Origin of the sequence: Schleiferilactobacillus harbinensis (assembly GCF_008694105.1) — a bacterium.
Classification (GTDB): domain Bacteria; phylum Bacillota; class Bacilli; order Lactobacillales; family Lactobacillaceae; genus Schleiferilactobacillus; species Schleiferilactobacillus harbinensis.
The window spans coordinates 1,514,674-1,538,532 of record NZ_CP041364.1; the positions used below are offsets into that span (position 1 = coordinate 1,514,674).

The 23,859-nt window shown below is 54.0% G+C and carries 23 protein-coding genes; 11 read left to right on the forward strand and 12 right to left on the reverse strand.

Translation table 11 applies throughout. The features are described from left to right. Window positions 1-17: 17 nt before the first annotated feature. Window positions 18-1,058, forward strand: coding sequence for an adenosine deaminase (add, locus tag FMM01_RS07735; RefSeq protein WP_150392134.1), 1,041 nt, complete (start codon window positions 18-20; stop codon window positions 1,056-1,058). A gap of 77 nt (window positions 1,059-1,135) precedes the next feature. On the opposite strand, the gene FMM01_RS07740 is transcribed toward add, so the two are convergent. Further along, entirely contained in the window at window positions 1,136-1,639 is a 504-nt protein-coding gene (locus FMM01_RS07740; protein WP_146995400.1) for a hypothetical protein, read from the reverse strand. A gap of 309 nt (window positions 1,640-1,948) precedes the next feature. On the opposite strand from FMM01_RS07740, the gene FMM01_RS16220 reads away from it, so the two are divergent. Next, entirely contained in the window at window positions 1,949-2,122 is a 174-nt protein-coding gene (locus FMM01_RS16220) for a hypothetical protein (RefSeq protein WP_186810292.1), read from the forward strand. Between the two features lie 68 nt (window positions 2,123-2,190). Here FMM01_RS16220 and FMM01_RS07745 read toward each other — a convergent pair whose 3' ends face one another. From FMM01_RS07745 to FMM01_RS07755, 3 genes are all read right to left on the reverse strand, one after another. After that, entirely contained in the window at window positions 2,191-3,183 is a 993-nt protein-coding gene (locus FMM01_RS07745; protein ID WP_051225292.1) for an EamA family transporter, read from the reverse strand. A 12-nt stretch (window positions 3,184-3,195) separates the two neighbouring features. Next, the gene (locus FMM01_RS07750; RefSeq protein WP_150392135.1) at window positions 3,196-3,705 is read right to left on the reverse strand and encodes a universal stress protein; all 510 of its coding nucleotides are present in this window, start codon (window positions 3,703-3,705) and stop codon (window positions 3,196-3,198) included. A 63-nt stretch (window positions 3,706-3,768) separates the two neighbouring features. Further along, window positions 3,769-4,914 (reverse strand): glycerate kinase, encoded by a 1,146-nt coding sequence (locus FMM01_RS07755; RefSeq protein WP_150392136.1) that lies wholly within the window; start codon window positions 4,912-4,914, stop codon window positions 3,769-3,771. A gap of 141 nt (window positions 4,915-5,055) precedes the next feature. Between FMM01_RS07755 and FMM01_RS07760 the strand changes: the two genes are divergently transcribed. From FMM01_RS07760 to FMM01_RS07770, 3 genes are read left to right on the forward strand one after another with little or no spacing between them, the layout of a single operon-like run. Then, window positions 5,056-5,832: a tyrosine-protein phosphatase gene (locus tag FMM01_RS07760; RefSeq protein ID WP_223850019.1), complete on the forward strand. Its 777-nt coding sequence runs from the start codon at window positions 5,056-5,058 to the stop codon at window positions 5,830-5,832. 21 nt (window positions 5,833-5,853) lie between these two features. Continuing rightward, the gene (gene queG / locus FMM01_RS07765) at window positions 5,854-7,008 is read left to right on the forward strand and encodes a tRNA epoxyqueuosine(34) reductase QueG (RefSeq protein WP_150392138.1); all 1,155 of its coding nucleotides are present in this window, start codon (window positions 5,854-5,856) and stop codon (window positions 7,006-7,008) included. Window positions 7,009-7,037: 29 nt separating this feature from the next. After that, window positions 7,038-7,403: a hypothetical protein gene (locus tag FMM01_RS07770; RefSeq protein ID WP_027828564.1), complete on the forward strand. Its 366-nt coding sequence runs from the start codon at window positions 7,038-7,040 to the stop codon at window positions 7,401-7,403. A 61-nt stretch (window positions 7,404-7,464) separates the two neighbouring features. Here FMM01_RS07770 and FMM01_RS07775 read toward each other — a convergent pair whose 3' ends face one another. After that, window positions 7,465-8,655, reverse strand: coding sequence for an MFS transporter (locus tag FMM01_RS07775; RefSeq protein WP_150392139.1), 1,191 nt, complete (start codon window positions 8,653-8,655; stop codon window positions 7,465-7,467). Window positions 8,656-8,799: 144 nt separating this feature from the next. Here FMM01_RS07775 and FMM01_RS07780 point away from each other — a divergent pair, with 144 nt between their 5' ends. From FMM01_RS07780 to FMM01_RS07790, 3 genes are all read left to right on the forward strand, one after another. Further along, on the forward strand, window positions 8,800-9,801 hold the full coding sequence (locus FMM01_RS07780; RefSeq protein WP_263405100.1) for a glycosyltransferase family 2 protein: 1,002 nt from the start codon (window positions 8,800-8,802) through the stop codon (window positions 9,799-9,801). Window positions 9,802-9,814: 13 nt separating this feature from the next. Then, window positions 9,815-10,930, forward strand: coding sequence for a UDP-galactopyranose mutase (gene glf / locus FMM01_RS07785; protein ID WP_150392141.1), 1,116 nt, complete (start codon window positions 9,815-9,817; stop codon window positions 10,928-10,930). Window positions 10,931-11,159: 229 nt separating this feature from the next. Then, window positions 11,160-11,360, forward strand: coding sequence for a hypothetical protein (locus FMM01_RS07790; RefSeq protein ID WP_027828568.1), 201 nt, complete (start codon window positions 11,160-11,162; stop codon window positions 11,358-11,360). A 45-nt stretch (window positions 11,361-11,405) separates the two neighbouring features. On the opposite strand, the gene FMM01_RS16765 is transcribed toward FMM01_RS07790, so the two are convergent. From FMM01_RS16765 to FMM01_RS07815, 6 genes are all read right to left on the reverse strand, one after another. Further along, window positions 11,406-11,483, reverse strand: a complete 78-nt coding sequence (locus FMM01_RS16765) for a DUF6903 family protein (protein ID WP_373880569.1) — start codon at window positions 11,481-11,483, stop codon at window positions 11,406-11,408. Between the two features lie 207 nt (window positions 11,484-11,690). Then, window positions 11,691-14,072 (reverse strand): phosphoketolase family protein, encoded by a 2,382-nt coding sequence (locus FMM01_RS07795; RefSeq protein WP_375708598.1) that lies wholly within the window; start codon window positions 14,070-14,072, stop codon window positions 11,691-11,693. 351 nt (window positions 14,073-14,423) lie between these two features. Then, window positions 14,424-15,146: a GntR family transcriptional regulator gene (locus FMM01_RS07800; RefSeq protein WP_027829631.1), complete on the reverse strand. Its 723-nt coding sequence runs from the start codon at window positions 15,144-15,146 to the stop codon at window positions 14,424-14,426. A 126-nt stretch (window positions 15,147-15,272) separates the two neighbouring features. Next, a complete protein-coding gene (locus tag FMM01_RS07805; RefSeq protein WP_146995486.1) occupies window positions 15,273-16,037 on the reverse strand; it encodes an aspartate/glutamate racemase family protein in 765 nt (254 codons plus the stop codon). Continuing rightward, entirely contained in the window at window positions 16,038-17,603 is a 1,566-nt protein-coding gene (locus FMM01_RS07810) for a UDP-N-acetylmuramoyl-L-alanyl-D-glutamate--2,6-diaminopimelate ligase (protein ID WP_027829633.1), read from the reverse strand. It abuts the gene before it with no gap. 303 nt (window positions 17,604-17,906) lie between these two features. Continuing rightward, window positions 17,907-19,745, reverse strand: a complete 1,839-nt coding sequence (locus tag FMM01_RS07815) for a glycoside hydrolase family 13 protein (protein WP_223850020.1) — start codon at window positions 19,743-19,745, stop codon at window positions 17,907-17,909. Between the two features lie 189 nt (window positions 19,746-19,934). Here FMM01_RS07815 and FMM01_RS07820 point away from each other — a divergent pair, with 189 nt between their 5' ends. From FMM01_RS07820 to FMM01_RS07830, 3 genes are read left to right on the forward strand one after another with little or no spacing between them, the layout of a single operon-like run. Continuing rightward, window positions 19,935-20,462, forward strand: a complete 528-nt coding sequence (locus tag FMM01_RS07820; protein WP_150392142.1) for a ClbS/DfsB family four-helix bundle protein — start codon at window positions 19,935-19,937, stop codon at window positions 20,460-20,462. A 5-nt stretch (window positions 20,463-20,467) separates the two neighbouring features. Next, window positions 20,468-20,776, forward strand: a complete 309-nt coding sequence (locus tag FMM01_RS07825) for a MazG-like family protein (RefSeq protein ID WP_027829635.1) — start codon at window positions 20,468-20,470, stop codon at window positions 20,774-20,776. Continuing rightward, entirely contained in the window at window positions 20,776-21,396 is a 621-nt protein-coding gene (locus tag FMM01_RS07830; protein WP_150392143.1) for a YdcF family protein, read from the forward strand. The genes FMM01_RS07825 and FMM01_RS07830 overlap by 1 nt, the downstream gene beginning before the upstream one ends. 65 nt (window positions 21,397-21,461) lie before the next feature. Here the strand turns inward: FMM01_RS07830 and FMM01_RS07835 are convergent, their stop codons facing one another. Then, window positions 21,462-23,858: a glycogen/starch/alpha-glucan phosphorylase gene (locus FMM01_RS07835; protein WP_223850021.1), complete on the reverse strand. Its 2,397-nt coding sequence runs from the start codon at window positions 23,856-23,858 to the stop codon at window positions 21,462-21,464. Window position 23,859: the final 1 nt, after the last annotated feature.

Below are 23,859 nucleotides of genomic sequence, written 5' to 3' on the forward strand. Positions count from 1 at the left end.
GCAAGGGGGTCCCAACTGTGTCTGGCTTCAATGAAATCATTGCCCATCAATTACCAAAAGTTGAATTACACTGTCATCTCGACGGATCGATTTCGATTCCAACGATTCGGGAAATTGCGGACATGCAGCATATTCCAATCCCGGCCACGGACGCGGAACTGGCGGAGAAAGTCATTGCGCCGGCTAATGTCCAATCCCTGGGCGAGTATTTGGAACGGTTCGATTTCATCGGCCCGTTGCTCCAAGTGCCCGAGGCGCTGACTTTGGCGGCCTTCGATGTGGCTGCCCAAGCAGCCCGGGAAAATGTCCGTTACTTGGAGGTCCGTTTTGCCCCGACCCTGTCCACCGACAAGAGCATGACCGAGGCGGATACAATCATCGCCGTAGCCAAAGGGCTGGAACGAGCGAAAACCGAACTGGGCATCACCACCCGCATTCTGGTCTGCGGCATGCGCCAGCAGCCGATCGACCGGGCCATCGCCGCCTTCACCGCGGCGAATGGCTTGCGGGATCGCGGTGTAGTCGGCGTGGACTTCGCCGGCGACGAAGCCCATTTCCCGCCGCGGACGATGCAGCCGGCGATTGACTACGCCGCTGCCCATCAGATTCCACTGACCTTCCACGCTGGCGAATGCGGCTGTGTGGAGAATGTCGTGGAGGCCATCAAGCTGGGGGCGAAGCGGATTGGCCACGGCACGGCGATCCATGGTCACGCCGATGCACTGGCTCTGGCGCACGCGCAAAATACCCTGTTCGAGATCTGTCTGACGTCGAACCTGCAAACCAAAGCGGCAGTGGACATCACCCATTTCCATTACCGGGATCTGGTGGCAGCGAATGTACCCTTCAACATCAGTACTGACAACCGCACAGTATCGCACACCAACCTGACCCGGGAATACATGCTGTTCCATCAAGAGTTTGGCCTGGAAGCTGCTGATTTCCAGCGCAGCAATCTGATTTCCATGGCCCATGCTTTCGCGGACCAAGCCACGATCGATGCAGTGACCAGAGAATTGAAAGCAGACTATGCCCAGCTGGCATTGACCTCCCGTTAACCGGATGGGCTCGTGCTAAAAGACCGCCAAGAAAATCCAATGTTGGACTTTCTCGGCGGCCTTTCTCATTTCTATAATTAAACCGTGGCGGTCTGCTGCTGCCAATCGGCCAGCGTTTTGGCCGACAGGGCAATGGAAACAACGGCGTCGCTCTTGACGTTGTCCGCGAACAAATCGAAGCCATGGACCCCGGCGACGGCACCCAGTACTTCCAGTGCATACATCAGGATCTGACAATCCCGGCGCGGCGCGTAACCATCCTGGTAAACGTCCTCGTGGTTGTAGGTGAAGCGGATCTGATTCTCCGGCAGGGTGCCGTCTACGTGGTTCACCATCAGCCGATCGTGTACTTCACCGACTAAGGCTTTGCCGCCATCCAGATCCAGGTCATGGCTGGAGCCGTCCTCGTAATACTTTTCCTGGGTCATCTCCAAATAAGTCGCCACCGGCCGCGGCAGGACCTTCAGGGCATCTAATAACGCGTAAATTTTGTCTGTATCTAGCGCCGTGTTCTTACCCACGATATCGTCCACATGGGCTTCCAGCCAGTCAGCCATTTCACTGATTGCAGTTGCTTCCATTCGTTATCCACTCCTCGTTACACTTTCTTAAAAACCATTATACCGCAACCGACTCCTTGCTGCCCCCGGGATAAAAGTGTAAGCGAACTTTACATCCCGTTCTTGAAAACTAGCGTTATTTTACATTCTGGTTACATCCGGGTAGCTTTTTCATCCGGCCCACGCTACGCCCACGGGCCACAGCATAATTCCGTCATATTTTACAACTGTATTTTGCAATCTTTCTTCTTGCTTCCATCACTGGTAACTTATAAAATATAAGTGGATAGAGAAATGACGAGGCATGTTACCGGAAAGGAAGCGGTCCCTATGCCAACTGTGAATAATAGAATATTGCCCATCGTGGATTATCGCGGCCGTCCTCTCAATTTGCAGCCCTACGTCACCTACACGATGCACTTAAAGAATGGGTACATCGTTGCCCTGACCGCCGACCAGCGGGTCGAGCGGGTTCCGAATCTGCTGAACGGTACCACTTACTAAGCCAAGTATAAAACAGCGTTGGTTCTGATTTTCATCAGAGACCAGCGCTGTTATTTTCTGTATTCAGATCATGGTTTCGCCATCCGCCGTTCCCGGTGCAGCGGTGCTGCCGCCGGCTGCAGATTCGGCGGGACTGGCGCGGTACGCGCAGCGGCTTGAGCCATTTGCACATTGCGCTGGGGCAGAAACGACATGCCCACCACCGTCATGATGATCAGTAAAATGCCCAACAATTCGGCAATGCTGAAGTGCCGGTTAAACATCACCACGGAAAGGATTGCCGCGCCGAGGGGTTCGAAGGAATCCAGGACACTGACCACCGTGGCATTGGTAAAACGCAGACTGCCCAAGTACATCGCATAGGCAATCACTGTCCCAAAAATCAGGATAAAGAGATAGGCCAGCAAGCCCGGCGTGCTGAGATGCGGGATCCATTCCTGAGCCGGCACGGTCGGGGCCATGGCGATGCCGCCAATGAGCATGGACCAGCCCACCGTGGAAATCGCGCCGAACTCGCGGATCAAGTTCCGCGGTCCCAGGGTATACACCGCTGCCGCGAAGGCGGCGGCAATCCCCCAGAACAAGCCCACGGGCGTCACAGCCAAATGGCCGATGTGCCCCCGCGTGACGATCAAGTAGGTCCCCAGAATCGCCAGGACCACAGCACTCATGTCAATACGAGACGGCAATTTGTGTTCGGCAAAAGCCAAATACACGACTACCAGAATAGGCGACATGAACTGGAGAATCGTCGCGGTGGCCGCGTCAGACACGGCAATGGCCTGGTAGTAAATAAACTGCATGGACACCATGCCGACAGCGGTGAAAGCCAACAAAGCGAGAATCGTGTGCCAGCTGCGCCAAATGCCGAGCATCTTGTCTTTCTGGGTCAAAAAGCCCCCAGCGACGACGATGATGCCAGCCAGAATCATCTTCGACGCAATGAGCCAGTGCACAGACACATGGTCCGTGGCAAACAATAACTGCGACATCGGGCCGGAAACACCCCACATCATGGCGGCGGCTCCGGCTAATAAAATCCCATATTGACTTTTCTTCATGATTTTCCCTGATTACTTCGGCGTTCTCGCCGCTTCTTTCTTCGCTGCGCGGGCTTCATCCTGGGCCTTGGCGTAGCCGGACTTGACGACCAGGACGTCGCATAACGCATGACGATTGACATATTCCGTGACGGAACCGACCAGCAGCCGTTCGATGGCGTTCAAACCGGTGGCGCCAATCATGATCAGGTCATTGTGGTGATCCTCCAAGAAGTCCTTGGCAATGACCGTCTTGGGGTTGCCGAACCGCACGTGGATCGCGACGTCGGTGAACCCGTCCTCTTCTTTCAGCTTATCCGCAATATTCTGTAAGTAATTTTGCGCATCCTCGGACAATTGATAGATCGTATCTTCGGTGATCATACCGCCGTAGCTGCCAACGAATTGCTTCGTATCCAGTACGTGCAGGAGATCGACATGGGCATGGTTCAGCTGGGCAACGGCCACAGCTTTATTGAGCGCCCGCTCGGACTCTGCAGAACCGTCCAAGGGGACTAAAATGTTGTGATATTCTTGTGCCATTTTTCTCCCATCCTTTCCAACTTCACTTTAGCATAGAACACCGGTAAAAGGGGCGCAAGCAGTTTATTTTTCTGCCATTTGGCGGCGCTGCTCAAAGCGGGTCACGAGTTCACTGCCGGCAACCTTCAATCCGCGCCGCCAGACCCCGCTGCGCTCACTGCCCATCAAGCCGGTGACCTGGGTCAAATAGATATCGGCAAACAGCTCGCTGAGGCCGGGATCCAGCGTGTGGTCGGGCTGCAGGGCCAGCACGATCGGCACCTGATGGGCCTGGGCAACCCGGGCCAGCGGCACCACGCCGCTCATCAAGCCCATCACCGGCGTTAAGACCGGCGCCGCGGTGATCACCAAATCTGCTTGGGCCAGCACCGGCATAAAGCCGACCTGTTCGCCCAGCCAGGGGGCAAAATCCACCGGCTGACGGGCACCGACGGCCAGCAGGGCGCCGCCGATCCCGCCGCCTGCACCGCTTCCCGGTACATCCCGAATGGGGATATGACAAGTATCAGCCAACAACTGTTGAGCCGCTGCCAATTGCCGATTCAGTTCCCTTTGCTGGGCCGCGGTGAAATGATGATGCGCCGCCAATAACCGGACAAAGCCCTGCTTTCCGGTATACGTAAAGTAATTGTCGGTCATGATCGTGAGATCCACTTTGCGCAGCAAAAGCGCTGGCCGGCTGGCGTCGATGCCCTGCATCACCAATAACGGATTGCGGCCGCTGCCCACGTCTTGGCCCTGATCATCACCGATCACGGCCCCCAGCGCCTGCAGCATGCCGATCCCGCCGTCGCAAATCATGCGCTTGCCGATAATCAAGACAATATGCGGCATGCCAGCAATCATCAAATGCAGCAGCGCCTCGCCCAAGCCAAAACTGGTGGCATTATATACTTCGTCGGCCGTCCCCTCATTGAGCCCCGGAAACAACCAATCCGTCTCCACATAGGCCGTCCGCTGACTGCCTTCCCCCACTACTAAATAGGTTAAGCGGGTGGGCTGCCAAAACGCATCCACCACCGGGGTCTCCTGAAATTCACCGACCAGGGCTCGCTGCAGTGCATGCAATGTCCGCCCCGCCGGCGGGAACGCCCAAACATCCACTTCCGCTAATGGTGCTGCCGTTTGCACCCCATCCGCCAGCAATTGACTCGTCATCACCCCGTCAATCGTCTTGGCAAACGCATCCGCTGCCACAATAATTCGCACTGCCGTCACATCCCCCTATTCCACCCACTCAGAAATAACTATCCCTATTGTACCTTGTCGCGAAAACGACTGCTATCCATGCTAAACTGGAGATATAACAAAACGTTAGAAAGTGGGTCAGCAGACATGGAGAAACGCGTCTTGCCAATTACAAGTGGGTTCAATTATCGGGAGTTGGGGGGCTATCCGGCCATTGACGGGAAACAGGTGAAATTCAATAAACTAGTCCGCTCAGCTGGGCTGGATACGCTCAGTCCTGACGATCAGCAATTTCTCTACGATTACGGTGTCCGGTTGGACATGGATTTTCGCTCAACGGAGGAAAGAAAAAATCAGCCGGATAAAGTACCCGCCGGGGTACGCTACGATTTCAACCCCGTCTTGGCGGAAGATGAAACCCAGAACTCAAAAACGGCTGCCCAGTTGCAGGCGATGATGCGTGAGGATCCGGGAAACGGCTACCAGCACATGCTCCAGGTTTACCGGGACATCGTCCAAACCACCCACGCCCAGGACGCGTACAAGCATTTCTTCGATGCCCTGCTGGATAACGAAAAAGACGGCGAAGCCGTCCTGTTCCACTGTGCGGCCGGCAAGGACCGTACTGGCATGGGCGCTTTCTTTTTCCTCAGCGCCCTGGGCGTCCCTGATGACATCATCACCCAGGACTACCTATTGACTAACGAGACCAGCAAGAACCGCGTTGCTGAAGTACTGGCCGAGGTACGCAAGAATGGCGGAAATGAAACGATGGTCACGAACATTAAGGCGCTCTTCACCGTCAGCACCGACTATCTCGCCACCGCCCGCCACGCCATCAAGAATATGAGCGGCGACGTGCAGCATTACCTGCGGGATGTCTTGACCCTGGGTGACGACGACATCCGCGACTTGCAGCGGATATACCTGACGAAGTAAGGCAGAAAGGAGGCGCGGGCCATGCACGCCGACTTAAAACAGCAAATCATTGCCGCCAGTCAAACAATTGGTATCGATAAAATTGGTTTCACCACCGCCGCGCCCTTCACCGACCTGAAGCCCAGTCTGGTAGCCCAACGGGAAAAGGGCTATAACAGCGGCTTTGAACACCAAAATATCGACGAACGGGTCTATCCGGACAAGATCTTCAACCAGCCCCGCTCGATCATTGCCATCGCCCTGGCCTATCCCACTCGGATGCACCAGCGTGCGCCCCGCAGCGAGTATAAACGCGGCTATTTTGCCCGCGCCTCGTGGGGCACTGATTACCACACGATCCTGCGCGCGAAGATGACCCAGTTAATTGAGAAAATTCGGCAATTGGCCGGCGATGATGCCAGCATTGCCTTCAAACCGATGGTGGACACCGGCGAGTTAGTCGATGTGGCCGTAGCCCAGCGGGCTGGCTTGGGTTTCATTGGCAAAAACGGTCTGCTGATCACCAAAGAATTCGGCTCCTGGGTCTATCTGGGCGAGATCATCACCAACATCGATTTCCCGCCGGATACGCCGATTCCTTGCCAATGCGGGGAGTGCACTCGCTGTATTGACTTCTGCCCGCCCTCGGCGCTGCTGGGCGATGGCCATCTCAACGCCCAGCGCTGCCTATCCTTTCAGACCCAAACCAAGGGGATGATGCCGGCCGAGTTCCGGCCGATGATCCGTAACGTGATCTACGGCTGCGATATCTGCCAACTGGTCTGTCCGTTCAATAAGGGTAAAGACACCCATTTCCACCCGGACATGGAACCCGATCCTGAGGCGGTCAGTCCGGAACTTGTGCCGCTGCTGGACATTTCGAACAAGCAATTCAAAGAGAAATTCGGTGCGCTGGCGGGCGCGTGGCGGGGCAAGAAATCGCTGCAGCGCAACGCCATCATTGCTTTGGCCAATATGCGCGATCGCAGCGCGGTGCCGAAGCTGCTGGAAGTGATCGACAAGGATCCGCGCCCGGTGATCCGGGGCACGGCGGCTTGGGCGGTGGGTCACTTATTGAAAAATCAGAACGCTGAAATCAGCGCATTTCTCACCACTGCCCTGGCCAAAGAAACTGACGCGGATGCTCAGACCGAATTCCAGCAGGCGCTGCGCACCATCGCGGCATTGCCCGCTTAATACTGTATTTGGGGAAGGAAATTTTTACTATGAAACTCTATCAAGCATTGACCCAGGTCACCGTGGATGACGCGATGATCGATGACGTCACCAATTTCAAGATCACCACGGAATTACAGACGCCGCTGCATTTCACGCCGCGCCAGATTTATCACTACATCGACTCGGTGCTGAAACCCGGTGCGCACCATGATGAGAATAACCTGCGTTTCGTCACCGATGCATCCTTTATCGCGGCAAATTATGACTATCAGAAAAACGACTTCACGGCCAACGCCAAAGCGTTTGACGATAAAGTCGCGTTTGCCCAGCGAATCACGCTGGATCTGAACCGGCACTGCAGTGTGAATGTGTATCCGGAGAAGAAGGAATTTCAGATCATTTTTGTGGATTAATGGCTAATCAGCAAGGCCGTACCAGCATACCCGCGAGGGATGCTGGTACGGCCTTTTTTCTTCAATAATTAAACACCGTCAACCGCTGATGTACCAGCAGCCACAGCGTCGCTAATGCCAACAGCACGACCCCCACGGCAGCGGTGGCGACGATAAACAGTGTTGTGTACGACGTGGCGTCGATCACCGCCCCGCCAAACAACGGCCCCAATGCCCGGCCGGCAGAGGCCCAGGCATTCACCATGCCTTGATAGCGTCCTTTCAAATCCAATGGTGTCAGATCGTTGACCAGAGCGGGGATCGCCGGGAAAGCAGTGGCCTCGCCCATGGTCAGGACCGTCATCGCCAGGACGAACCAGGCATAGCTCTTGGCAAAAATCAAGACAACAAAGGATAAAGCGACCATCGTGATACCGAAAAAAACTTGATAGATCAAATACTTGCCACTGTGCGACAACGTATTCAGCAGAATCTGAATACCCACGATTAAGCCGGCATTCAGCGTCCACAACATACTGTAGCGGCTCAGCGGAATGCCGAGATCGGTCATGTAAACGGACAGGTTAGATACCCATTGCTGATACATGGTCCAAATGATCAATAACGCTGCAAAGAAGGCGATCAGGACAATGCGATTCCATTTGGGCAGCCGAAGCGGCTGCGGGTCTCCTGCACTCTCTGCCCGGCGAACCCGGACGGCCCGGTGACCCACTGGCCGATAAGTGAAAAATACCAGGGCGAAAAAGAAGGCAAACAAGGCAGCAGCAATGGCGAACAGCAGCGTTACACTGATGTGGTAAACATAACCGACAATGGCCGTGCCGGCGACCACGCCCAGATTTTGGGCAAAATACAGCATGTTGAACACATACCGGCCGTCATACCGGCGAATCCTGGTGCCGATGGCGTTGACCAGGGTCAGGTTCCAGCCGGAGGTGATGCCCAGAACAAACAGCAAGACGGCAAACATCGGCCAGCCGTGATGCAAGGCCAGTACGACCAGGGTGACAAAGGCTGTCCCCACGCCGCCTAGCAGCAGCCAGTAAGGATTGGCTTTATCATAGGCCATTCCCGCCACGTAACTGCCGGCCACACTGGCCAAGGAATTCAGCAGGAGCACGACGCCCACAGTGGTCAGCGAAATGCCCAACCGATTATGCAAATAAATGCTGGTCAACGGCCAAATAAAACTCATTCCGATGCTGCTCAGCAGCGATCCCGTCAGCAGCCAGCGGAGTTTCAATTCTTGCATGGGTCCACCCCTTCAGAAATATTGCGATACTGCTATTTTTACCAGAAAGGAAACGGGAATACAATGTCCGCGGCCAGTTTCTGGTAGAATGAAAGTACATTTAGCACTGATTAACCGGGGCACGGCCCCGCTGAGGAGTTTAAAATCGTGACCTTATTAAGTGCCGTTGTACCTTGCTATAATTCGGAAGACTACATGGATCGCTGTATTGACGCTTTGTTAACCGGCGGACCGCAGGTGGAGATCATCATCGTGGATGACGGGTCCACCGATCGGACCGGAGCAATCGCTGATGATTATGCGGCCCGCTTCCCGGAAAGTATCCGCGTCATTCACCAGCCCAATGGCGGCCATGGAGCGGCAATCAATGCGGGCGTGCGAGCCGCTCAGGGTAAGTATTTCAAAGTGGTCGACAGCGACGATTGGCTGGACCCGGCGGCCCTGCAAAAAGTCTTGGCCGAGTTAGCTGCGGACACGTTCGACATGCTGATTTTCAATTATGTCTATGACAAAGTCGGCAAAAAGCACAAGCGGGTGATGCAGTTTCGCCGGGCACTGCCCCAGAAGCGGCAATTTACCTGGCAGGACGTTAAGCTGCAGCCGGGCAAATATATCCTGATGCACTCCGTTATTTTCCGCACCGCCATTCTTCAAGACATGCATCTAACCTTGCCCCGGCATACGTTCTACGTGGATAACCTGTTTGTTTTTGAACCCCTGCCCCATGTCCGGACCATGCGCTATCTAGACGTTGATTTATATCATTACTTCATTGGCCGGGCGGATCAGTCGGTGAATGAAAAGGTGATGGTCAAACGGATCGAACAGCAGCTGCGAGTCAATCGCGCCATGATCACCTATTATGCTGACTTGCACTTGACCGATCCCCACCTAGCCCGCTACATGCAGTCCTACGTCGGCATTGTGACGGGAATCTCGTCCATTGTTTTGCTGAACGAGGGCTCCATGGCCAGTCTGACTCAGCGTCATGCCCTGTGGCAGTTCATGGCCCGGGCGGATCCGGCCTTATATCGCAAGGTCCGGCACAGCTTGGTGGGCTGGGGTGTAACCCTGCCCGGCCGGGTCGGTCGGCGGATGTCGTTGGCGGTCTACCATATGCTGCAACGTTTCTACAGCTTTAATTAGGGAGCAGAAAGTCATGAAATTATTGGTTGTGGGGAGCGGTCTGTTCGGGGCCGTCGTGGCCCGGGAACGGGCTCTGGCGGGGGATCAGGTCACGGTGATCGAAAAGCGGGACCACATCGCCGGCAATATTTATACAGAAGACATGGCGGGGATTCAAGTCCATCGCTATGGCGCCCATATTTTTCATACTAACTCAGAGCGCGTGTGGCAGTACGTCCAGCAATTTGCCACCTTCAATCGATTCACGAATCAGGTCATCGCCAACTATCATGACCGGTTATTCAACTTACCGTTTAACATGAATACCTTCCATCAAATGTGGGGCGTGACGACCCCGGCTGAGGCCCAGGCGAAGATTGCCGAGCAGCAGCAAGCTGGTGCCACCCGCCGGCCGCACAATCTGGAGGAACAGGCCATCGCCCTGGTGGGCACAGACATCTACGAGACGCTGATCAAGGAATACACAGCCAAACAATGGGGCCGGGCACCCATTGATCTGCCCGCGTTTATCATCCGCCGTCTACCAGTCCGCTTTACCTATGACAACAACTACTTTAGTGACGTCCATCAAGGGATCCCCGTGGGCGGCTACACGCAGATCGTGGCCAAGATGCTGAAACTGCCCACGATCAGCGTTCAGCTCAACACGGATTTTCTGACCAAGAAAGCGGCTTATCTGGCGGACTATGACCGGATCGTTTATTCTGGAATGATCGATGCCTTTTTCGATTATCAATTCGGCGCGTTGGGTTACCGCAGTCTCCGCTTTGCGACGGAGCTGCTGGATACGCCGAACTTCCAGGGCAACGCGGTAATCAATTATACTGACGCGGAGACGCCTTACACCCGAATTATCGAACATAAGCATTTCGAATTCGGTGCCGGCAACCGCCAGCAAACGGTGATCACCCGGGAATATCCAGCAGTCTGGACGCCGGGGGCGGAGCCCTACTATCCGATCAATGATCCCGAGAACGATGCGTTGTTCCAGCAGTACCGCCAGTATGCAGCCACGGCGGCCCCCAAGGTGATTTTTGGCGGCCGGCTGGGAGCGTATCGATATTACAACATGGACCAGGTGATTGCGGCGGCGTTGCAAGTGGCGCGGAATGAGCAGCTTTTCAATTAACCGCTAAGCAAAAAAGTTGACGTAAGTAATCGCTTTCTGCTATTCTGCGACTAGTACCCGGATCAAATCCCTGTATACGCGCAGTGCTCCCCCTCTTGGGCGGCCTCAAGCGCAAGGTGCCCAAGCAATAGACAGGATCGTATCCTTTCAGTAGGAACGACCCTGTTTTTGTTCAAAAATAAGAAAGCGGTATACTACTGGCAAACAGTCTCACCAAGGAGTCCTGCCGATGCCTCATAAACAAAGAAACCATTGGTTGTCAGTGATCCTAGTCAACGTGATCATTTTGATCCTGATGCACTTATTCTGGCCGGTCCGCATTCTGGTCACGATCATGTCAGTGATCGTGGTGCTGATCGTACTTTATGTGGTCGTGCAATTCATCATCGCCATGGTCACCTATCATCCGAAGAAAGAACCGAAGCAATAAGTAAAAGGCGTGTCCCCATGACGGCGGACACGCCTTTTTACGCTTCTATTGGTACTGCCAATTATACGCCCACAACTGGGCCAGCAGCCCAATGAGCATCACACCCAAGCCGGCATAGCCGATGACTAAGCCATGAAAAGAATGAAGATTTTTCTAGAAAGAGCCTCACAGGTACGTTGCATGTATGACGTGTCAACTGTACAAAAACACACCACGATCATCCCCTGAGTCGATAATCGTGGTGTGTTGGGTAATCATTCCCGGCAACTAGGAACAATTACAATTTTGTATGATTGGTTTTTGGTCGGTGTTAACTTCTAGGCAAACGGCCTACTTGATGCTCTTCCAAGTCCAGTCGTTGACTAACGGCATATCCGTACCGTAGTCGCGGATGAAGTTGTAGTGCTTTTGCAGAATGTCATCCATCTTGGACTCGAAGTCGCCAGCAGCAGCGCCATAAACAGCGTCAGCGGCATCCTTCGCCAAGTGGAAACGATCCAGTTCGTTCATGACCCGGATATCGAACGGTGTAGTAATGTCCCCGTTCTCCCGGTAGCCATGGATCCGCAGATTCTGGTTGTGACGGCCGAACCAGATATCCCGAATCAAGCCTTCGAAACCATGGAAGGCGAAGATGACCGGCTTGTCCTTCGTGAAGAAGGTGTCAAATTGTTCGTCAGTCAGGCCCCGCGGGTCAACGTCCGGACGACGCAGCTTGAGCAAGTCAACGACGTTGATGAAGCGGATCTTCAAATCAGGATATTCATCATGGAGAATGTCGATGGCGGCCAAAGCTTCCAGGTTCGGTTCAGTACCAGACGCCACAAAGACAACGTCCGGTTCGGAGTGCCCATCGTTAGATGCCCAGTCAATGATCTTCAGACCATTATCAACCAGTTGCTGCGCTTCCTCAACACTGTAGAATTGCGGGCGCGGATGCTTGGAGGCCACAACGATGTTCACGGTTTGTTCCATCCGCAATACCTTGTTCATGACAGCCAACAAGGTGTTGGTGTCTGCCGGCAGGTATTCGCGAATGTACTTGTCCTTCTTTTCCGCCATATGGGTCAAGATACCCGGATCTTGGTGGGTATAACCGTTATGGTCTTGTTGGAAGGAAGTCGAAACATCCAAGATGTTCAAAGACGGATACTTCTTGCGCCATGCCAGTTCGTCCGCCTTGCGGATCCACTTGAAGTGCTGGGTGAGCATGGAGTCAACGACCCGCAGGAATGCCTCGTAAGAAGCGAAGAAGCCATGACGGCCAGTCAATACGTAGCCTTCCAGGAAGCCCTCTGCCTGGTGCTCAGACAATTGCGCATCCAGGACTCGGCCAGCCGGTGCTTCGAATTGATCATTCGGCTTGCGTACTTCTTCCATCCATTGCCGGTCAGTTACTTCAAAGACATGGTTCAACCGGTTGGACATCGTTTCATCAGGTCCAGTGATCCGGAAGTTATGCGGGTTGGCCTTGATGACGTCCCGGGCATACTTGCCCATTTCAATCATATCCTGGGCAACAGTCTTACCCGGGGTCGTGGTGTCAACGGCATATTGCTTCCAATCCGGCAGATCCAACGGCTTCGGATCGATCCCGCCATTGGTGATCGGGTTAACGGACATCCGTGCATCACCCTTAGGTGCGATTTCCCGCAGCTCAGGGAGCAATTCGCCGTTCTCATCGAACAGCTTCTCGGGTTCGTAACTCTTCAACCAAGCAACCAACGCATCGGCATGCTGCATGTCGCCTTGGTCGACAGGAATCGGCACCTGGTGCGCACGGAAGGAATCTTCGATCGGTTCGCCGTCCCATTCCTTGGGACCAGTCCAGCCCTTGGGGATACGGGCAACGATCATCGGCCATACCGGACGCTTGGCTTCAGACGCCGGCTTCTTACGGGCCTCGGTTTGGATACTCTTGATCTTTTCAATCGCCTTATCCATAGCCTTAGCCATTTCCGGATTCAGCTTGTCGGGATCGTCGCCTTCGACAAAGATCGGTTCCCAGCCGAGTCCTTCGAAGTACTTGGTCAGTTCTTCGTCAGTCTTACGGGCCAGAATTGTCGGGTTAGAAATCTTGAACCCGTTCAAGTTCAAGATTGGTAATACGGCACCATCATTGACCGGGTTGATGAAGACATTGGAGAACCAAGACGTAGCCAGCGGGCCCGTTTCAGCTTCTCCGTCACCAACAACAACGGCAGCGATCACATCCGGATTGTCCAGAATCGCACCTGTACCGTGAGAAATGGAGTAGCCCAGTTCCCCACCTTCGTGGATGGAACCCGGTGTTTCAGCAGCAGCATGGGATGCCACACCACCCGGCCAGGAGAATTGTTTGAACAGCCGCTTCATGCCCTCTTCATTTTGGGTAATATGCGGATAAATATCCGAATAACTACCGTCCAAGTAAGAGTTGGAAACCATCACTTGACCACCATGACCGGGGCCTTCGATGTAAAACATGTTCAGATGGTACTTGTTGATGACCCGATCCAAGTGAGCATAGATAAAGTTCTGCCCAGAAATCGTACCCCAGTGACCAATGGGGTGGACTTTGACGTCTTCAGCCTTCAGCGGGCGCTTCAGCAACGGGTTATCCTTCAGGTATAATTGCCCAACGGAAATATAGTTTGCTGCCTGCCAGTACTTCTTCAAGCGATCGAAATATTCAGGGGTTGAATATTGATCGGTGCTCGTCTTTTGATCCAGCATTACAAAACCTCCTATTAAGTCGGTGGTGCTCAACGCCGATCCGCGACCGACCCCGGGCAACACATCATGCCTTGATTCATCTCCCATTATACCGGGTAAACGAAAGAAGTCAACCAATTTGTTATTTGGTACGTACCATTTCCTAAAAAGCACCTATAGATTCGTGTCGTTACCTGTCAGTATAGAACGTTAGTCAGAAAAAAGCGATTAAAAGGACTGGCCATCCGGCACCCTGGCGTAAACGGGCTCCGGCCGACAGAAGCTAAGGCAGAAGAGCCAAGGGACAGTAAACCTAAGTACGGGTTTACTGTCCCTTGGCTCTTTCTAACCGTCGGCCTGCGCCCTCTCTCACGAAAGTGACACAAACGAATTGTACTGCATATAGCGATAATGGATCCGCATCCGCGAGAACTCAATGGGCGTGCCGCTGTCGGTGAAGAAAATCCCCTCCATCAGGCCCACCGGTTCGGTCGGTTTGAGCTGCAATAATTTCTGGTCTTCCTCGGTGGACGGTTCCGCAGAAATGTTCAGAAAAGACTTGGTGACCATCAGGTGCTGTTCTTCCTGCAAATAATTGTACAGTGACGACTGAATCACGCTTTCGTTCAGTTCCGGCACGAGCCGGATCGGCAAATAGCCGATTTCAATCATAAACGGCTGATCATCCACCAGCCGCAATCGTTCGATTCGGTAGACGAACTCGTTAGGCTGTAAGAAAAGCGACTCCGCCACTTCATCTTTGGCTTTCTGCACATGGAAATGCAGAACCTTAATCGATTGTTTCTGACCGTCTTTCACCAGACTGTCGGTGATCCCGATATTATCCCCAGTATAGTTAAACAGCGGGCGGCTCTTGAAGTAGAGGGGATTGACGAAGGTGCCTGATCCCTGCTTCTGAAAAATGATGCCGCGATTCACCAAGATGCCCAAGGCCCGCTTGATGGTCGACCGGGAAACACCGAATTGCTCGCTCAGTGTTCGTTCATCCGGTAAGCGATAATCCGAATATTGGCCGTGCTTGATCTGTGCGGTCAGTTCTGAATAGACCCGATGGTACGCTAAATCTGCCATGAATTTTTTGCCCTTCTTTCAATGGGCCCTTTAACCCCAAAATAAGAATGCTGCCAAAGGTCGCTCCAATTGGCCAATTGGACCCTTCCTTTGACAGCATACCATGAATTAAAACAGACAACAAACTTAGTGGGACAGCGGATCGTTAATTTTAACCAGCGGGGTGTAGTCCACCGGCTCACCGGCCCGAATCGCAGTGGCCAAACGAATAGACTCATCCACAATGATACTTTGCGGATCAATGATCGGATACTCATGGTCGCTGGCTTTTTCTTGAGCCAAGGACAGCTCGGTACAGCCCAAAACGACTAAGTCGCAGCCCTTTTCGTCGATCATTTCCCGAAGAATGGTGTGGTAAAGCGTTGCGTCGACCTTGTTTTGTTCCTTAATATCCCGGTAAATCAATTCGGTCACTTGATCTTGGACCGGCCCGTTGCCGAGCACGACATCATAGCCGGCATCTTCGATTTCCCGCTCATAAATGTGATCGGCCATCGTGCCGGCGGTGGCGATCAACCCGATTTTTTTTGCTTGGGGAAAACGCTTGGCCAATGTGCCCACTGCCACGTGGGGCATGTGCAGCAACGGAATATCCCCGGCAGCGGCCGCCAGTTCGCGGTAGAAATAATGGGCGGTATTACAGATGATCACCATGAAGTCAGGCTTCAAGGCCGCCTGCTGCTTGATGTCTGCCAGCAGCGCCGGATAAAAACTGGGCTGACTGTGGTCCAGAATATAACTGGTGCGGTCCGGGACCGTCGCGTGATTGACAAGGATGTAGTTCAGGTAGTCTTGATCCTGGTGGGCCGGCGTGCGCGCGGTAAGCAGCCGAATGTAGCTGTTGGTCGCGGGAGTGCCCATCCCGCCAATGACGGTGAAGAAATCTTCCATCTACTTATCTGCTCCTTTCGCCGCGGGCAGTTGATCGATCACTTGGCGCACGATCACCATATCGGTGGGGTACGGCGTATCGACGCCGCGCACCTTCTGGTACGGGTCAGCGCCCTTACCGGCCACAACAACGATGTCGCCGGGGTTGGAATCCAGAATTGCGTCGTGGATGGCCTTGGGCCGATCCAGTTCAGTCGTGACCCGGACTTGCTCGTGGTCAATGCCCCGATTGATTTCCGCCGCGATGTCCGCCGGATCTTCAAACCCGGGATCGTCGGTAGTCAAGAACACATCGCTGGCATATTGATTCAAGACCCGGGCAAAGTCCGCCCGGCGAGAGACGCCTTTATCCCCCGGCGCACCCAGCACCACGATGATCCGCGGGTGCTTGTACTGACGAATCAGGAAGGACAGCAAGGCGTGCATGCTGCCGTAGTTATGGGCATAATCCACGTAGACGGCGCCGTGGCCTGGGGCCAGTGCCGATTCCATCCGGCCCGGGATAGTGACATTCTTCAACCCTTCTTGGGTCTCATAGGTGTCTGCCCCAGCCAGCAGCGAGCCGATAATGGCCGCCGTGGCGTTGGATTCGTTATAATCCCCTACCAGCTTTAACTGGTAATCCCCGTGGACACCAAAACTGATTGCCTTGGGCGTCACCGGTGTAAAGGTGAAGCGGGATTCAAACAAATCGGCTTCGTGGCTTTCCATCCGGAAATCGATCGGGATATTATGCGGTTCTTGATAGTTGGCGTTGGCAAACAGGAAAATGCTGTCGGGATCCGTCGTGGTCGTCGCGGCCGCGTACACTTCGGGGAAGTGGTCGGTCTCGGCATTGATCACACAGACCCGGGAATTGACCAGCAATTGCAGTTTGCAGTGCAAATAATTAGCGAAATTGGGGTGCTCGTTGGGGCCAATGTGATCCGGCGTGATATTCAGGAAGAAACCAACATCATAGGTCAGCCCGAACACCCGGGATTTCAAATACGCCTGGGAGGAGACTTCCATGACCAAGTGGGTCATCCCATTATCCACAGCGGACCGCATATCGTGGAACAGGTCCAGCGACTCCGGCGTGGTCAGGTCCGATTTGAAGCGCTGATCCGGTTTGGGTCCAACGACTCGGTCAATCGTGGAGAACAGGGCCGTCTTGTGGTCGGTCATTTCGTCCAAAATGGACTTGGTGAAGTACGCGGACGTGGTCTTGCCCTTCGTGCCGGTATAGGCGATGATGAACAATTCATCCTGGGGATAGTTATAATACGCCGCGGCTAAGAGGGCCATGGCTTTTTGCACGTTGCGCACAATGAACGCATTCATGCCTTTGCCTTCCGGGTAAGGTTGTTCGGCCACGTACGTGATGGCCCCTTTGTCTTTGGCCATGGTCAAATAGATGGTGCGGAAGTTTTCCCCTTTGCAGAAGAATAAGCCGTTGGGCTGGACCTTCCGAGAGTCGTAGGACACGCTGGTCATGACGGTATCCATGTCGCCTTGGATGGCGCTGCTTTTGAGCAGGTGGTGTTCTTTTAGAATTAACATACATGCGTTCAACGATAAAGCCATCGAATAAAGCCCCTATTCTGTCCGCGGAGACTGGGATAAAGCCGTTTCTGGTACGCCGTGCCATGCTCCGCAATCTCCGGCTGAGGGGGCTGGAACGTGGTGACGGCGCTTGAAGCCCGCGAAAACCGCGGTCTTCAAGTCGCCTAACCACATCGACGGCAAAGCCGTCGTGTGGTTTCCACCACTGAGCCCCCTCAGCCTCCGATCGCTGCGCATTGGCACTAGGAACACCAGGAATGAGACGTTATCCCAATCTCCGTTTCTCTTTCATTACCAAAATTAGATGAGAAAAGTCACTGTTAATTATACCATATCGGCGGGGAGCCACTGGTAGCCGTAGGCGGGAATTGGTGTGGTTTGGATGTGCTGTTGGAGGTAAGCGGTTTGGTCAAGGGTGAGGTTGTCGGTGTGGAGCTGGCGGATGTCAGCGAGGATGGGGATCTCGTTGGGGTTGAAGACGAGCAGAGCGTCGTGGCTGTGCTGCTGGGCGTCAACGATGTGGCGCCAGATGCCGCCCCAGCGGTAGCCGTAGAAGGGGATGAAACTGGCATCGTTGGCCAGCGCCGGATCGGTGCGGCGGCGCTGCAGCGCATCGGTATAGATCGCTTCCACGGCCTTATTGCCCTGCCCCCAAGGGAAGAAGCGGCGGTTGTCCGGGTCTTTGCCCCCGGTCACACCGACTTCATCCCCGTAATAGATACACGGTACCCCCGGCGTCGCAAAGAAGATGTTGACCAGCAGGGCCAGCTTGTTGGTATCGCCGCCCAGCGCGGTGAGGATCCGCTCCGTGTCATGGGTGCCGATATTGTTGAAGTTGTTCTGGAAAACACTGCGGGGATAATGCTCCTGCAGCGTCAGAGCCGCCTGCACCCAATCATCCACGGATTCTTGGCCATTGACCAAGGCCACTAGCTGGTTGCGCAGCGGATAGTTCATCACGGCCTGGAGCATCCCGCCCTCCAGATAATGGTGGCGGTTGCCGTACGCGATTTTGTTGGACGCGTCTTCCCATACTTCGCCAATCAATACCCGATCGGGATACTGGTCCATCGCGGTTCTGATCTGACCAATGAAGCCGTCCCGCAGTTCATCAGCCACATCCAGCCGCCAGCCGTCAACGCCGCGTTTCGTCCAATAGGACACGACGCCGGTTTTCGGATCCGCAATATAGTGATGAAAGCTCTCGGAATCTTTATTCACCGTCGGCAAATCGCCCACCCCCCACCAGGCATCATACTTGTTGGGGTATTGGGTGAACGTAAACCAGTCATAATACGGACTGCTGGGGGAATCCGTCGCCCCTTCCCGCGGTTCAAAGCTGTGGTACAAATCAAAGTATTTACTGTCGGCCCCAACATGGTTGAAGACCCCGTCCAGGATCACGTGCATCCCAGCCGCATGGACCGCCGTGAGGAAGTGGTCAAAGTCGGCCAGACTGCCCAGCATGCTGTCGATCTTTTCATAATCGGCCGTATCGTAGCGATGATTGCTGCGGGCGGCAAAAATCGGACTCAGAAACAGCGCTGTGACGCCCAGCTCTTGCAGGTACGGCAATTTTTGTTCGATGCCCAGCAGATTACCGCCATAGAAATCCCAGCGCACAATTTGGCCGTTAGCATCTTTAACATAGTAGGGCAAGTCGTTGTGGGTGCCATAGATAAAACTGTTCGGTTTCGGATTGTTAACATGCCCATCAGCGTTGCCGTTGTTAAAGCGGTCGACAAAGATGTGGTAGAAAATTGCGTTGCGATACCAATCAGGCAAGGTTTCTTCTTTGCTGAGCACCGTCAACTGATAACAGCTGGTATTACTATCCCGGGTAGCCTCACCGGTGCCGCCGTATACTTTATCCTTGGGCGCATAATAGATTGCCTGCTGACCCGGATCCGTGTCTACGATGAAGCGGTAGAAATAAAGACCCGCACTAGGCGGCGTCACCTTGCCGACGTACCAATTATCGGCCTGGGGCTGCATGCGGACCCGCTGAGTGTTGGTCGCTTGCTCCCCATCCGGGAAAATTTCGATCGCCACATTTTGTACAGGCAGATCGGTCACTTGAATCCGCAAGGTCAGGGTCTGACCGGCGACAATCGCCCCGACTGCGTCGCGGCAGTCCCGGTTGAATGAATTATAAAAAATCATGATGAGCTCCTTTACGTTAACTGGTAGTGGTGTTTCTTTATTATACAATAACGATACTCAGTCATTATAGCCGCCCCGGCGCAAACTACCAATCTTAGCTTGGCCGTTAAGAAAATCTTACGGTCGCCAAAGGCAAACGCCGCACGGTATACTGAAAGGGAAGAACCCCCATAAAGGAGAAAATCGCCCATGCAAAGTTATGCTGACCAGCAAGCCTTGATCACGACTATCGATACGACCTACGTAAAATTCATTGCCGAGTTTGCGGCGCTGACGCCTGCTGATCGGGATCGGGTAATCGCGGGCGTCGACCGGACACCCGGCCAAATGCTGGCTTACAATATTGGTTGGACGGCCCTGCTGCTGGACTGGGAAAAGCAGGAACAGGCCGGGCAGACCGTTCAAATGCCGGCCCCCGGCTATCGCTGGAATGCGCTCGGTGGTTTATATCAACATTTCTATGACGCGTATCAGGACGAGGACTTGGCCGCTTTGCAGGCCCATTTGACCGCTAACGTCACGGCAATCACCGCCTGGATCGCTAACCTCTCCGACCAGGAATTCTTTAAACCCGCCCAGCGGCACTGGGCAACAACACCGGCCCAGTGGCCGCTGTGGAAATGGATCCACATCAACACCGTTGCCCCCTTCCGCACCTTTCGGACCCAAATCCGCAAATGGCAGCGGTTGGCTAACGCGACAGAACAGAAAGGATAAACAGGATGCAGTTAGACCTTAATACACTCCAAAAAGAAGTTTACCAAAATAAAGTGAATCACCATTTCAATGTCACGGACACCAATTTTGAACTGCTGCTGATGCACGGCGAACTGAACGAATTGTTCCGGGGCATTCTCAAGCATGACCAGGCCAATATCCAGGAAGAGATAGCCGACGTCGCAATTTATTTATTGGGCTTAGCAGAAATTCTGCACGTGGATCTGGGGCAGGCCATCGTGGATAAGCTGCATATTGACGAACAGCGCGTCTACGAGAAGGATGGCAGCAAGCATTTGAAAGGAACTGACTGATGCTTTTTTCTGAATTGAACCAGGCCGATTTGACTGAAGCGCAATGCACCGCCCTGTTGTTCCGCTACCCCGATGATGGGGCAGCCGGGGATGTGATCATGCTGGCCGGCAGCCGGATGGCCCGGACCCTGCGCCTGCCCACCGCGGTGGCGCTTTACCAGGCCGGGCGCGCCCCCCGGTTGCTGATTTCCGGCGGCCGCCGTTGGCAAGATCAGCCGGCAGGTGAATCCGTGGCACTCGCATCCGCGGCAGAAGAAATGGGCGTTCCCGCCAGCGCTATTTTGACCGAGAATAAATCCCAATATACCTTAGCCAACGTCCGGTATTCTAAAGCCCTACTGGCGGACACCATTGGGCTAGACCAGCTGCACCGCATTATTCTGGTCACCAACGCGTACCACATGAACCGCCTCTACCACATGATGCGCAGTTATTTTCCAGCGCATATTGCTTATAGTTTTCACGGCACCAGCGATCCTTATACGCGGGCCGATAACTGGTTTGCATCACCGTTGGGCCGCCGCCACGTGCACCACGAACTCAGCGGTCTGCAACAAGCGATTCGCAAGGGTGAAGTACGCGATTATCCAGTGCCAGACGATGTTCTGGCCCAAGACTAAAAATACGGACAGGCGGTCGCACTTTTCAGCGCAACGGCTTGTCCGTATTTTTGCGGTCCTAATGATCAGTTAACGAACTGGTCCCGCGTCAGATGCCAAATGTCATCGCCATACCGGGCGATCGTCAAGTCAGACGAGAACTGGCCTGATTTGGCAATATTGATCGCGGCCATTTGATACCAAGCCTGCGGATCTTGATACAGCGTGGTGATCTTGTCCTGAGCCTTAGCATAACTTTCGTAATCGGCCAAGACATAATACTCATCGTTGTACTGCAACAGGGAATTATAAATGTCGCGGCCTTCTCGATCGATATTGGGGATCGTCCCATCAACCAAGGCGTTGACGACTTTTTGCAAGTGCTTGTCCCCATCGTAAATGGCCTGGGAAGAGTAGTTGGTGTACGCTGCCACTTCCGTCGCGGTCATCCCGAAAATGACAATATTGTCTTGGCCCACGGCATCCGCAATTTCGATGTTGGCCCCATCCATGGTGGCCAGTGTAATTGCCCCATTGGCCATCAGCTTCATGTTGCTGGTCCCAGAAGCTTCCTTACCGGCTAAAGAAATCTGTTCTGACACATCCGCTGCTGGAATGATCTCCTCGGCTTCGGACACACCATAGTTAGGGACAAAGACTACCCGCAGCTGATCACCGACATCCGGGTCGTGGTTGATCACTTTGGCCAATTCGTTGATCATCTTGATGATCTCCTTGGCATAGTAATAGCTCGGGGCCGCCTTAGCGCCAAAAATGTGCACGCGGGGCACCGCTAGCTTTTGCCCGGCCTTGATCTGCTGATACTCATCGATGATGTACAGTGCATGGAGCAATTGCCGTTTGTAAGCATGCAGCCGTTTGATCTGCACATCAAAGATAGCATGGTCCGGATCGACGGAAATATCCAGCTTCTCGCGAATCTTCTTGGCCAAAGAACGTTTATTCTTGGCTTTAACTTCCTGCAGCTTCTTCAAGAACGTCGGATCCTTGGCAAAAGATTGGACCCCGATAATATCCAGCGGCCGGTGCTTCCAGTCGCCGTTCACTTCGGTATCCAAGAGCTTGGTCAGCGGCGGATTGGCAATTTGAATCCAGCGGCGCATGGTGACTCCGTTGGTCTTGTTGTTGAACTTCTCTGGGAAGATCCGGTACAGATCCTTCAAGACACTGCTTTCCAGTAATTCGGTATGCAGCTTGGCTACGCCGTTAACGGAATGGCTGCCGATCACGGCCAGATAGGCCATGCGCACGACGCCGTCACCCAGCGGTGCACAGCGGTTGACCCGCTCTTCGCCGTATACGGGAATCTGCAACCCGCGGAAACGCCGATCGATTTCTTGAATGATCTGGTAAATCCGGGGCACGGTCTGGGCAACCATGTCCACCGGCCACGTCTCCAAAGACTCGGCCAGTAACGTGTGGTTGGTGTAACTCATGACCTTGGTGGTCAGAGCCCAGGCTTGGTCCCAGCTCATGAATTCTTCGTCCATGAGAATCCGCATCAATTCTGGAATGGCCATCGCGGGATGGGTGTCATTGATATGGATCGCCACCGTGGCATCCATGTGGTTCAGGTTGCGGTGGTGCTTGCGGTAATGACGGACAATGCTTTGCACGCCGGCAGATACCAGGAAGTACTCTTGCTTCAACCGCAGCAAACGCCCAGCATAATTAGAATCATCCGGGTATAGGATTTCCGTGATTTCGTTGACATCTTCCTTTTGCTGCAAGTTGTAAGTCTTGCTCGGATCTGTGGGCAATTCCGCGCTCCACAGCCGGAAAGTATTGACAGTGTGGTTCAAATACCCAACAATACCGGTATCATAAGGCACTGCTAACACATCGGTGGTGTTCTCGTAATGGGGTACCAAGCGGCCAAAGGCATCCGGCGCCATCCAAACATTACCGCCGAAGCGGACCAAACAGGCCCGGTTTTCCCGCCGAACTTCCCAGGAATTGCCATTGCGCAGCCAATCGTCCGGCATTTCAACTTGAAAGCCGTTGTCGAACATTTGCCGGAACAGCCCGTATTGATACCGAATCCCATTTCCGTTCAGGGCCATGTGCAAGGCCGCCGCACTATCCAGAAATTCCGAACCGAGCCGGCCCAAGCCGCCATTACCCAGCCCGGGATCAGGCTCGGCATCGATGATTTTTTCGACATCCAAACCCATATCCATCAGACCGGTCGTGATCGTGTCAGTCAGGCCCAAGTTGAGCATGGTCGTTTGCAGCATCCGGCCGGGCAGAAACTCAATGGCGAAGTAATAGGCTTCCTTCACCCGGTCATTTTCATAGTGCTGACGGGTCTCCTTCAAATTGGGGGCATACTGCTCCCGCAATAGAATGGCTAAGGCTGTAAACTGCTGATGGGCGTCGGAGTCAGTGACGTCTTCGGCATACAGCCGCAGAATCATATTCTTGAACTGCTCTTTAAATTCATTCACCGTTAATTGTGCCAAA